The organism is Tildeniella sp. (assembly GCF_059505325.1).
Map to the genome: position 1 here is coordinate 1 of NZ_JCACKI010000074.1, position 11,483 is coordinate 11,483.

Annotated in this window: 15 protein-coding genes; 7 read left to right on the forward strand and 8 right to left on the reverse strand. The window is 52.0% G+C overall.

Annotated features, from left to right (window positions below):
• Positions 1–66: 66 nt before the first annotated feature.
• Positions 67–939 carry a sirohydrochlorin chelatase gene (locus AC5JO6_RS27000; protein ID WP_496084143.1) on the reverse strand — a complete coding sequence of 291 codons (873 nt, stop codon included), beginning with the start codon at positions 937–939 and terminating at the stop codon, positions 67–69.
• A 116-nt stretch (positions 940–1,055) separates the two neighbouring features.
• Positions 1,056–1,295, reverse strand: coding sequence for a hypothetical protein (locus AC5JO6_RS27005; RefSeq protein WP_496084144.1), 240 nt, complete (start codon positions 1,293–1,295; stop codon positions 1,056–1,058).
• 88 nt (positions 1,296–1,383) lie between these two features.
• On the opposite strand from AC5JO6_RS27005, the gene AC5JO6_RS27010 reads away from it, so the two are divergent.
• Positions 1,384–1,602, forward strand: coding sequence for a hypothetical protein (locus AC5JO6_RS27010; RefSeq protein WP_496084145.1), 219 nt, complete (start codon positions 1,384–1,386; stop codon positions 1,600–1,602).
• A gap of 33 nt (positions 1,603–1,635) precedes the next feature.
• On the opposite strand, the gene ald is transcribed toward AC5JO6_RS27010, so the two are convergent.
• Together ald and thiS are read right to left on the reverse strand one after the other, a co-directional pair.
• Entirely contained in the window at positions 1,636–2,736 is a 1,101-nt protein-coding gene (ald, locus tag AC5JO6_RS27015) for an alanine dehydrogenase (protein ID WP_496084146.1), read from the reverse strand.
• 146 nt (positions 2,737–2,882) lie between these two features.
• Complete coding sequence (gene thiS / locus AC5JO6_RS27020; protein WP_496084147.1) at positions 2,883–3,095, reverse strand: sulfur carrier protein ThiS; 213 nt, start codon at positions 3,093–3,095, stop codon at positions 2,883–2,885.
• Positions 3,096–3,230: 135 nt separating this feature from the next.
• Here thiS and AC5JO6_RS27025 point away from each other — a divergent pair, with 135 nt between their 5' ends.
• From AC5JO6_RS27025 to arsH, 6 genes are all read left to right on the forward strand, one after another.
• Complete coding sequence (locus AC5JO6_RS27025; RefSeq protein WP_496084148.1) at positions 3,231–4,493, forward strand: GNAT family N-acetyltransferase; 1,263 nt, start codon at positions 3,231–3,233, stop codon at positions 4,491–4,493.
• Positions 4,494–4,717: 224 nt separating this feature from the next.
• Entirely contained in the window at positions 4,718–5,047 is a 330-nt protein-coding gene (locus AC5JO6_RS27030) for an ArsR/SmtB family transcription factor (protein WP_496084149.1), read from the forward strand.
• Positions 5,048–5,497: 450 nt separating this feature from the next.
• Positions 5,498–5,917: an arsenate reductase, glutathione/glutaredoxin type gene (gene arsC / locus AC5JO6_RS27035; protein WP_496084150.1), complete on the forward strand. Its 420-nt coding sequence runs from the start codon at positions 5,498–5,500 to the stop codon at positions 5,915–5,917.
• 72 nt (positions 5,918–5,989) lie between these two features.
• Complete coding sequence (arsB, locus tag AC5JO6_RS27040) at positions 5,990–7,072, forward strand: ACR3 family arsenite efflux transporter (protein ID WP_496084151.1); 1,083 nt, start codon at positions 5,990–5,992, stop codon at positions 7,070–7,072.
• A 22-nt stretch (positions 7,073–7,094) separates the two neighbouring features.
• Positions 7,095–7,571, forward strand: coding sequence for a phosphatase domain-containing putative toxin (locus AC5JO6_RS27045; protein ID WP_496084152.1), 477 nt, complete (start codon positions 7,095–7,097; stop codon positions 7,569–7,571).
• Positions 7,558–8,256: an arsenical resistance protein ArsH gene (gene arsH, locus AC5JO6_RS27050; RefSeq protein ID WP_496084153.1), complete on the forward strand. Its 699-nt coding sequence runs from the start codon at positions 7,558–7,560 to the stop codon at positions 8,254–8,256. The genes AC5JO6_RS27045 and arsH overlap by 14 nt, the downstream gene beginning before the upstream one ends.
• 25 nt (positions 8,257–8,281) lie before the next feature.
• Here arsH and AC5JO6_RS27055 read toward each other — a convergent pair whose 3' ends face one another.
• The 4 genes from AC5JO6_RS27055 to AC5JO6_RS27070 all read right to left on the reverse strand — a co-directional run.
• Complete coding sequence (locus AC5JO6_RS27055) at positions 8,282–8,527, reverse strand: hypothetical protein (protein ID WP_496084154.1); 246 nt, start codon at positions 8,525–8,527, stop codon at positions 8,282–8,284.
• On the reverse strand, positions 8,524–8,715 hold the full coding sequence (locus tag AC5JO6_RS27060) for a hypothetical protein (protein WP_496084155.1): 192 nt from the start codon (positions 8,713–8,715) through the stop codon (positions 8,524–8,526). The genes AC5JO6_RS27055 and AC5JO6_RS27060 overlap by 4 nt, the downstream gene beginning before the upstream one ends.
• 31 nt (positions 8,716–8,746) lie before the next feature.
• Entirely contained in the window at positions 8,747–8,923 is a 177-nt protein-coding gene (locus tag AC5JO6_RS27065; protein WP_496084156.1) for a RelB antitoxin-like protein, read from the reverse strand.
• Between the two features lie 111 nt (positions 8,924–9,034).
• The coding region (locus AC5JO6_RS27070) for a tetratricopeptide repeat protein (protein ID WP_496084157.1) at positions 9,035–11,483 on the reverse strand (2,449 nt) is incomplete at its 5' end.

Here is an 11,483-nt window from a genome sequence, read left to right on the forward strand (position 1 = left end):
TCCCTCTGCCTCCCCTGCTCCCTCTGCCTCCCCTGCTCCCTCTGCCTCCCCTGCTTCCTCTGCCTTCTACTGTCTTCCTTCATCCTGTGCCAAATCGATAAGCAGATCTGTTAATTCTGAACTTGCGGCGAGGGGTGGGGCAAGGTGCAGCTTGAGGGCTGGAAATTGCTGGGAGAGGGTTTGAACGGTTTGGGCGATCGCATCGGTAATGCCGCCAGCAAATAAGAAATAGGGCAGAATCCCGACATGGCGAATGCCAAGCTGCGACAGTGCTTGCAAGCGGGATTCAAGACTAGGCGGCACAGACCAGTAGGCAGATATAGCACCCAAACGCTCTGCCAACTCTTCTACAGGTTGGTTGGCATCCAGGCGACGGCTACCATGCGCTAGCAAGATCCACGCTTCGACGGGCTGCGTTGCCATGCATTCTGTCACCAAACGGTGTAGTCCAGAATGAGAACCGATCGCGGGACGGAGGTCAAGCTCGATCGACGCTCCTAGCGCTTGTTGTGCCAGCGCGATCTCCTGTGGAATATCTTCCATGACATGCACACCGGGCAACAGAAAGAGTGGCAGAATCACAAGTCTGTAAGGCTTTGCAATGCCAGCGCTTTCGGTGCCGAAGGATGCCTGTAACGCGAGATTAAACTGCTCAATTTGCTGGTGTAAGGGTAGGGAATGACATTCTAGATAGGCTGTGCCGACTGGCGGTTGTCCATGCTCAGATGCTGCACCTTGATGAGGAGGCGTTAAGACGGCAGTTTCGGTTGCGACGCGTTCTTCGACGATCGCGCCGTCTACTCTCGCAGTGGCTAAAGGCTCTAAGCCAGCGTAGGAGATTTTTTGAGCAAAGCGCTCAGCGAGTATAGCCATTGTCTCTTGAGGACGTGGATCGCGGCTCCCGTGAGCGATGAGCAAATAAGCAGAGGGGTAAGACAAGGGGCAGGAAAGTTTGCTGGTGGTGAGCTATTCAGATTCTATCGCTGATTACATGGTTCGTTGGCAAGGCACCGAGTGATCGCACCAGAGACAGGTTGATCACACAAGGGCACTATTCAAACATCGGTTTTGCGATCGCGCAATGATGCGACACGAGCGTTGAACTCTGCTTCTGAAAGGCGTTGTACATTCTTGCCTGGTTCAAAGCAGTAGGCGAGGTACTCCATATCGCGTTCGAGTTTTCCGGTTGCTGGATTGGCAATCAGCACATCCATGCCACCGCTCGGAGTAGCGATGACTTTGACGGGGCGATCGTCGATCGTGAAATACCAGGGAAAGCTAGAAGCTTGAGTCATACCATTCTCTAGGATTTGATTGATGAACTAATCAATTTTTAGCTTAGATTAGGTGAAAGCCGTCGCTCAAGTTGGGTACTCTGTGGCAATGAAACCATCAACCGTAAAAAAGAAGCTCATTCTCCTTGCGACTGGCTTGGGCGTATTGATGGCTGGGACAGCCGTCGGCTACTGGCAGCACAGCCAGCGCGAATGGTGCGTACAGTTCACTGCGGGCAGCGGGCAAGAGGTGACCTACAGTCGGGGTTGCCTCAACCGTCAGCGCTACAAGAAATGGACGCTAACTGCTTTGCGGACTGAGATTTAATCAGCGGTCAGCCTTGAGTTTGTAGCTGATAGCTCAACACCGACTAAGAGAAATCAGATCTGGAAAAACCTCTTGTACGGCTGGATGCACTAGCTGATGCTGGTGAACGTTTAGCCCATGAGCAAGTGCAGGGTTGCGATCGAGCGCTCCCACTCCCTCATTTGCCAATTGCAGCACGTAAGGTAGCGTGGAGTGATTGAGTGCCTGTGTCGATGTCCACGGTACCGCTCCAGGCATATTGGGTACCCCATAATGCACCACGCCTGCTTCAACATAGGTCGGGTGAGAATGCGAGGTCGATCGCACGGTTTCGATACATCCACCCTGATCAACTGCTACATCGACAATGACGGAGCCGGGGCGCATTTGCTGCACGACCTGACGCGAAACGAGTACAGGCGCTTTTTTTGCCAGTACCAACACGGCACCAATCAGCAAATCGGCTTTGGGCACAACAGCCTCGATCTGGCTGGCACTGCTGTAGAGTAACTCGACTCTGGAGCCAAACAGGGTTTCCAGATAGGAAAGGCGATCGACATTCACATCTAAAATTTGCACCTGGGCACCCATACCAACGGCAATGCGGGCAGCTTCAGTACCCACAACGCCACCACCCAAAATCACGACTTGACCAGGCTTCACGCCAGGAACACCGCTGAGAAGCACCCCACGACCGCCTTGCTGCCGCTCTAGAAAGCGTGCACCAAATTGCACCGCCAATCGTCCGGCAATGATGCTCATCGGAGCCAGAAGCGGCAGGCGCTTGTCAGGCAGTTCAACCGTTTCGTAGGCGATCGCCGTAGTGCCAGAATCCAACAGTGCTTGAGTGAGGGTGCGATCGGCTGCCAGATGGAGATAGGTCAACAGCGTTTGTTCTTTTTGGAGATACGAATACTCGGCTGGTAGGGGTTCTTTCACCTTCACAACCAGAGCGCGATCCCAGGCTTCTGCCGCCTGTAATGCCAGCTTTGCACCCGATTGGAGATACTCATCGTCAGTAAAGCCAGAGCCTTCGCCCGCACCCGTTTCGACAAAGACGGTGTGCCCCCGATCGGTCAGGCTCCGCACACTATTAGGACTCAACCCCACTCGATATTCCTGATCCTTCGTCTCTTTGGGAACACCAACTTCCATCAGAACCTCATTGATAGCCGCTAGTTCTAGCTTACGTCGGCAGCAGCAAAACTGGGTTTCAGCTATCAGCGGTCAGCTATCAGCGGTCAGCTATCAGCTATCAGCGGTCAGCTATCAGCTATCAGCTATCAGCCTTCTGCCTTCTTCTAGCCACCACCTACAATCGTGACAATCTCCAGGCGATCGTCCGTCTGCATTTCGGTTTGCTCCCAGAACTGACGGTGCAAAATTTCGCCGTTGTATTCCACCGCGACGAGACGGGGATTTAAGCCAAGCTGCGTTAAAAAAATGGGTAGAGAAGTTTTGGAGTCACAGGTGCGAAGTTCACCGTTGACTTGTAACGTGATTTGAGCCGACATGAGTGGAAACTGAAAGATTTCTAACGCTGTGATGTGGTGCTCTCAACAATCAGTCGAGTGTATTTTGAGTGTATCTTTCTGAAGTGCGCGCGACAAACTTTCTTAAGCAGTGCCCCAGTTCACTGAGTGCTGAGTATGACCCAACTACCCGGAATTACCCTTCGTCCTGCTGAGGCTGGCGACTTAGCGCAGATTGTGAACCTCGATCGCCTGTCCTTTGCACCGTTAAGTACCAATGCCGAAATTGAGCGGGAATGGTATGGGCAGGGGTTGGATTTGCCCGATCGCTCACTTTTTATTGCCGAACAAGGAATGACGGGGCTTGCAGTGGGCAGCTACGCTCAGCTACGTCTGGGCATTTGCTTTGAAGGGCAGGTGCTGCCTGCAATGGGCATTTCAGCCGTAGCAGTTGCGCCTCACTTTCGGGGGAAAAGGCTGGCACAGTTGCTGGTGGAACATGCACTTGAAACGGGACAGGCACAACAGCTTCCTTTGATGATGCTCTATCCCTTTCAGCATGGCTTTTATCGCAAGTTGGGTTGGGCATGGGTGGGGCGATCGCACCAGTATCGCGTTGCTGCACGCCATTTGCCGGGTTACACAGAGCGATCGCACATCGTCCCCTATGATCCGTTTCAGCACGAGCCAATGCTGCAAGCAATTTACCAGAGGCAGGCGTTGCAGCACAACGGTTGGTTAAAACGGTGGGATTGGCAGTGGCAGTCTCGTGTAAAGCCTGTCACCGGACGAGAAATTTACTGTTATGCCGAAGCAGGAGAGCCGTTGGGTTATGTCGTGGTGCAGTTTGCTCGACTGGAACCACCGCAGAACATACTTGCGGCGATCGTGCAGGAATGGGTTGCCACTACGCCTGCCGCCTATCGAGGCATTTTGGGCTTTTTAGCATCGTTGCGTGACCAGGTTTCCACGATCGTCTGGAACACGTACGCGGACGATCCGTTTCCCCATCTGCTGCGCGAACAGCGACGTGACCCTACCTTACTATCAGTGCCGTCTGAGTTTGGCTGGACGCATCGTTTTGGCACAATCAATGCTGGTTTTATGTGGCGCTTGGTTGATCTGGAAGCGGCATTTCGCTTACGCCCGATCGCTGCTCACTCGTCATTCAAACTGACCTTTCAGCTTACCGATCCCATCCTGGACGATCGCACTATTACCGCTGACTTTGCAGATGGGAAAATGCATCCAGCGTCTCAGCCTGCCTCAACCGTTATCACAACGTCGATCGAGCATTTAACTGAGTTATTTTGCGGCTTTCGACGATCGCGTGATTTGCTGTGGACTGGAGAACTTGAGGTAGAGGGCGATCGGAGCTTGCTAGCAAATCTCGACAGCGCCTGGGCAGCGACTTCCCCCTTTTGCTGGGATTTTTTCTAACTGACTTCAAAAGTGGCTTCAAAAGTGGCAATCGCCTGCGTTCCAGAAGACCGCTTTCTCTTTCGCCTAGATTTGACCGTTAAAGCAAAACGCTCGATGTTTCGAGTTCTCAACCCTAATGATTGAGCGAATTTCCCGTTCGACCTGATGCTCTTGGCTTTGTCCGTAGTCGCATTGCAGCCAACCACTTTTAGCTACAATGAGGCATCGCTTCAATAAAGTTGATGACTTCGATCGCCACTACTGCATCAGAAAAAATTGTTTTAGGCTTTCATGCCCTCTCCGAGCCACTCAGAATCAAAACGATCGAGCTGCTGCGTGAAAAGGAGCTGTGCGTCTGTGATTTGTGCGAGATTCTAGGCGTAACCCAATCAAAGCTGTCGTTTCACCTCAAGAACCTGAAAGAAGCGGGATTGATTAGAGGTCGGCAAGAAGGACGTTGGATTTATTACAGCCTTGATCTCGCTCAATTTGTTGCCTTAGAACAATATCTGGCAGAGTTCCGTCGCTTCAGCCCCATGCTGCCTGCACGCCCTTGTAAGGACGATCGCTGATCACCATTTCCTAGCCTTACTTGACTAATCAACACGAAAAATCACTTGACAAATCAATTTTATTTGAAATGATGGAAGTGTAGTGTTTAAAGCACTCCGAAATGCAACTGGCGATCGCGGCGTTCAGGTTGCGATCGTGCGAACTGTCCATCGCCTGTCATGTTGATTTTGAGAATGCCTTAGGAGTTGTACAGAAACAGCATGGTCTGTAGCCGTCAGCGAAAAGCTGATAGCTGATCAAAAAGTGTGCAGTTATTTTTTAGCAAGCTCTTAGCTCAGGGCATGATCGCAAAATGGCTATTGAACCAGGTTCGTCTAAACCAAGTTGAAGTAGCGCTGGCTTAGATAACAAAAGCTATCTTTTCATCACATTGCGGTTCGTTTTGGCAAATACATCAATTTTTCTTGATTCAATGTTGGCTGAAGTAGTCATAGCAGGAGTCCGTTTTGATGAAGCGCGTCATGTTCGTTTGCAAGAAGAACTCTGCCCGATCGCAAATGGCAGAGGGGTTTGCCAAAACATTTGGTGCAGGAGCCATCAATGTGACTAGCTCTGGGCTGGAAGCCAGTCAAATCAATCCAGGGGCGATCGCCGCCATGAACGCAGTTGGCATCGATATCACAAACCAGGTTTCAAAGCCATTGAGCGACTTCAAACCAGACGATTTTGACATCGTGATTTCGCTGTGCGGTTGTGGTGTGAACTTGCCAACCGAATGGGTGTTGCGAGAGGTCTTTGAAGATTGGCAATTAGACGATCCGGCAGAGCAACCAGAAAGCTTTCCTAGAGTGCGCGATGAGGTGAAAGAGCGCGTGGTGAAGCTGATAGCCACACTAACTTCAACATCTGCCGATCAGCCTGCGGGTTGAGCCGATCGATATTACCTGATCGGTTTTCACCATCGTCATCACACAGCCACGAATTATTCTATTGAGGCATCTATGAGGCAGGCAGCTTCTCAACCGCAACCCCTTGCAAAACAACTATCATTCCTCGATCGCTTCCTGACTCTGTGGATCTTTCTGGCAATGGCGATCGGAGTTGCGATCGGCTACTTCGTTCCATCTGTTGATGCGTTGATTAATCAGTTTCAGGTGGGAACGACAAATATTCCCATTGCGATCGGCTTGATTTTGATGATGTATCCACCGTTAGCAAAGGTGCGCTACGAAGAGTTAGGCGATGTGTTTCGTAACGGCAAGATCTTAGGCTTATCTTTGCTTCAGAACTGGGCGATCGGTCCGATCCTGATGTTTCTGTTAGCAATCACCTTCCTGCGTGGCTACCCGGAATACATGGTGGGACTCATTCTCATTGGGTTAGCCCGTTGCATTGCAATGGTTGTCGTATGGAGTGACCTGGCGCGAGGCAATACAGAATACACGGCTGGTTTAGTTGCCTTCAACAGCATTTTTCAAGTCATCTTCTACAGCCCCTTTGCCTGGTTTTTTATCACTATCTTGCCGCCGCTGTTTGGCTTACAGGGCAGTACAGTGAATGTGAGCATTGCCGAAATTGCCAAAAGCGTGTTCATTTATCTTGGTATTCCTTTTCTGGCTGGCTATTTCACCCGGTTCTTTTTGGTGAAGGCGAAAGGGAGAACCTGGTATCACGAGGAGTTTGTACCCAGAATTAGTCCCATCACCCTGATTGCCTTGCTGTTTACGATCGTCGTCATGTTCAGCCTCAAAGGAAATTTGATTGTGCAAATTCCGCTGGATGTGGTGCGAATTGCTATCCCGATGATCATTTACTTCGTGCTGATGTTTTTGACCAGCTTTTACATGGCGTGGCGCATTAAGGCAAATTATGCCCAGGCTGCAAGCGTCGCGTTTACCGCTGCTGGCAACAATTTTGAACTGGCGATCGCGGTTGCCATTTCAGTCTTTGGCATTAATTCGGGTGCGGCATTTGCGGCTGTAGTAGGACCGCTTGTGGAAGTGCCCGTGCTCATTGGTCTGGTGAATGTGGCGTTCTGGTTGGAGAAACGCTATTTTCCGGAGAAGGCGGCACAATCCCTCTAGTTTTGATGGAAGGTTGAAACCAATGGAACAGCAAGTGATTCAACCCATTGCAGAGAATGTTTGGTGGGTACTTCCCGGTAAACTGGCAGGCATTCGCAAACCCACAGCAGACGAGCTTCCAGCGTTGCAAGCAAGTGGCATTGGCGCGATCGTATCTGTACTGGACGATCCATCTAACCTGGATGTGTATGAACAGGCTGACATTCCTTGCCTGTGGCTACCCACTAAAGGCGGCACCGCACCCAGTCAGGAACAAATTCAGGATGTACAAACTTTTATTGACCAACAAAATTATCTGGGTAATGGGGTTGCTATTCATTGCACGAACGGCAAACGGCGAACAGGGACGATGCTCGCGGCGTACTTGATTCAATCTGGTTTATCTTACGACGAGGCAATGCAAACCATTGCGATCGCAAACCCCGATCTCGAATTGCGAGAGGCACAGACGACTTTTCTACGAGCGTTAGCAGGAGCATCATCACGTGAAAACGTTTGATCATCCCCCTCGCGTTTTGTTTTTGTATGGTTCGTTGCGCGATCGCTCCTACAGTCGTCTGGTGGCAGAGGAAGCCGCCCGCATCATGCTGGAATTTGGGGCAGAGGTGAAGTTTTTTGACCCACGTGAGTTGCCCATCTACGGCAGTGTGTCTGATACCCATCCTAAAGTGCAGGAGTTGCGAGACTTGAGCCTGTGGTCGGAAGGGCAAGTTTGGTGTAGCCCAGAACTGCACGGGCAAATCTCCGGCATTATGAAAAATCAGATTGATTGGATTCCGTTGAGTATTGGAGCAGTGCGCCCCACACAAGGCAGAACCTTAGCCGTAATGCAAGTAAGCGGTGGTTCTCAATCGTTCAATGCAGTTAACACGTTGCGACTTTTGGGGCGGTGGATGCGGATGTTCACCATTCCCAATCAATCGTCTGTAGCAAAGGCATATCAAGAGTTCAATCAGGACGGTACGATGAAGGATTCGCCCTACCGCGATCGCGTGGTTGACGTGATGGAAGAACTTTACAAGTTCACTCTGCTACTGCGTGAACAAGTAGATTACCTGACCGATCGCTACAGTGAGCGCAAAGAACAGTCAGCCAAACGTATCCTTGAGGTCACCAGTCGCGCACTTGCTACTGATTCTAGCCAAACGAATGAACCGCTCCTCACTCAACAAAGCAAGGTCTGATTTTAAGGTGTTCATACACTAAAGGTCACTCATCTGGTAGGGCTAAAATCTCATCTTCAATGAGTGCTGGTAGGTCTTCGGTGTGGACGTGCAAATGAGTCACTGCACCTGTGAGTTCAGCGAGAATGTCTCCTTTTTGATCATCCGTTAGGCTGGAAAGCTTGAGCTGAGTGAGCAAAAACAATACCTTTTCACATTCTTCACCAAGTTCATTCAGCAATGTAGAAAGGGTTGGGTTGACGTTTATGGATTGTTCGATTTTAGAAATCATGTGCCTCGCCTCAATCGTTTTTCTGCTCTCGCTAGACTTTTCTCTAAACCTGCAATTTCTTTACGCCAGTATTTGATGAGATTTTCATCGGGAACTGGCTTTTCTGCCTCACTGGCAATTTTCTGGTGGTGATTTTCAATTTGCCATCGAATGCTGTCAACTGATTTGCGAAATTTCTTTTTTGACAATGCTCTATCCTTTTGCCTCGACTCTCCGTTTTTAACTAAGGCGATGTTTCATTGTTTTCAGGCTAATCGGCGTTTCATCTCGACGTGCAGCAACGACGGTTAGATCGTGCAAATCTTCGAGTAATTGCTCGTACTGTTCAATCGAGAGAACGACTGCCGTTTTGTTGCCGTCGGCATCGACGATGTAGTGTGCTTGTGAAAGGCTCATGGCTCACGGTTCTCCTTGATGGGTGCTGCTTTCATGATGCTCAATTTTTACCTTCTAGAACTGACGGAAAAATCCCCGACTTCTACAACGGGCAGGCTTGATTGCTTCGTTTTAATCAGAAGTCGGGGATCTAAGCCCCTCGTGCTCAATTTCCACCTTCAATGCCTCACAATCTTTGACCAGAGGAATGCCTAACTCGATCGCAAGTGCCAACGCTGCATCGCAATACTCGCGCGCCCGATCGGGCTGACCTGTTTTGTGATGGAGTTCTGCAAACCTCAAGCAGGCTTCCGCTTCATTTGCTCTGTCGCCCAGCGCTTTGAAAATCTCCAGGGATGCTTGTAAGTGGGGTTGAGCGTCTGTATACTGCTCAAGCTTGAGCAACGTTGCGCCCCAATAAACCAGTGCACTACCTTCGCCCTGCCGATTGCCAATCTCGCGTCTAATAATTAAACTTTGCTGCTGGTACTCGATCGCTTGCGGATAGTTGCCCAGAGCATCATAAGCAATACCCAGACTGCCTAAGTCCTGCGCTTCCCCTAAGCGATCGCCAATTTCTCGGCTAATAACTAAAGCTTGCTGATGAGACTCGATCGCTTGCGGGTAGTTGCCCAGGGATTGATAAGCATTGCCCAGATTGCCCAGTGCAGCGCCTTCGCCGTGACGATCGCCAATTTCGCGGGCAATGGTCAACTGTTGCTGATGGGACTCGATCGCCTGTGGGTAGTTGCCTAGAGAATCGTAAGTAAGTCCCAGATTGCCCAGTGCAGCCATTTCTCCGTGGCGATCGCCAATTTCGCGGGCAATGGTCAACTGTTGCTGATGGGACTCGATCGCCTGCGGGTAGTTGCCCAAAGAGCGGTAAGCATTTCCCAGAGTGCCCAGTGCAGCCATTTCTCCGTAGCAATCGCCAATTTCTCGTGCGATTGTTGCACTTCGCTGGTGATATTCAATTGCTTGAGCATAGTTGCTCAGATTTTTAGCAGCATTGCCTAGCATTCTTAAGCAAATAAGTTCTGTGCGCGGCGCGGCTTTACCTAAAAGCCGACTGGCAAGGGCAATCATTTCCTGGTAGCAGTTCCAGGTGAGTAGTTGAACGCGAAATTCCTGCTTGTGAATGATGTTGCTAGCGGCTGTCCAGTCCTCTAGTTCGCAGAAGTGGTGGAATGCCTCCAGGGAGCCGCGTAGGGTTTCCAGATTCGGGGCATCGAGGGCAGGTTCGTAGGCGGTCTGCCAGAGGTGAGCGGCGGTGCGGTGGGCATCGTTCCAGGCGGTAGGGGCAGCTTGCATGCGATCGCCTGCCACGCGCCGGATCAGGTTGTGTTGGCGCAGGAGGGGCACGGCATGGTTGGTGCCTACGTCCAATTCTTCCTCTGCCAGGTTGTGAGACTTCAGCACCTCCAGGGCATTCCACTGACGGTCTTCGGGCAGGTCTGCCAGCATTGCCAGCCAGAAGGTTTCGGGCACCGGACGACGATAGACGGCGCTGCGGCAGAGCAGGTTGCGGGCATCCACAGGTAAGCGCTGCAAGGATTGCTCGACTCGCTGCATGACGCGGAGTTGCAGGGCGCGCGGGGCATTGCGTCGGTGGGGTCGATCGCGCTCCAGGGCATCAAATTCTGCCTGGTAGCGCTGCCAGTATTGGAGAACATTGCCGTGAAAGGGGCGATCGAGAATGTCTTTGGCAATCACCTGGAGGACGAGGGGATGTCCGGCGTACAGTTTGCCGAGCCGTTTCAGGTAGTCGATCGCGATCGCATCTGGCTCCAGCCCATTTTTCTGAAAGATCTCTAGCTGTTCGGTCTCGCTGAGTCCGTCCAACTCCTGACGGTGCCAGCAACGGGGATAGCGATCGGCGGCAATCTCCAGCGCTTCGGGTAATGCCTGGGAGGTGAGGATGAACTGACTCTGGCAGTCGTCTCCTGCCAGCAGTTGCTGGAAGAAAGACAGCCATAGCTCGTCCTTAAAGGTCGTCCAGCCTTGTTCGTCGTCGCCTTCCAGCAGCATTTCGAGGGAGTCGATCTGCACCAGGTAGGGCGTGGTGCGCAAAATTTGCAGCAGACGCGCCAGCAACCGCTGGGGATCTTTCTGGTCGTCGGGAGTGGTGGAGTGTCCGAGTTTGGGCAGCAGGGTCGTGGCGGCGGTGATGAAGTCGTGGGGGAGGGCGCGATCGTCGAAGTTAAGGCGGGTGAAATGGGGAGTGGGGAGTGGGGAGTGGGGAGTGGGGGATGAGGAGGGGGCAGGGGGGGCGGAGGGAGAGGGGGGAGCAGGGGAGAGGTGATCAACCACTAAGCGTTCGGCGAGGGCGGTTTTGCCGATGCCTGTGATGCCGATGATGGCGAGGATGCGGAGGGGGGTGCGGAGTTTTTGGGTGAGGGTGGCGATGAGGGGGTGGCGACCGACCCAGGTGGATGCGTCGTAGGTGGAGAGGGATGGGGGGATGGGGTGTGGGGTGTGGGGTGTGGGGTGTGGGGGAAGGGGAGCGGAGGAGGCAGGGGGTGCGGAGGGGGATTTGAGGGAGGGGATGAGGGTGCGGAGGTGTTGGGTGATGTGGAGGAAT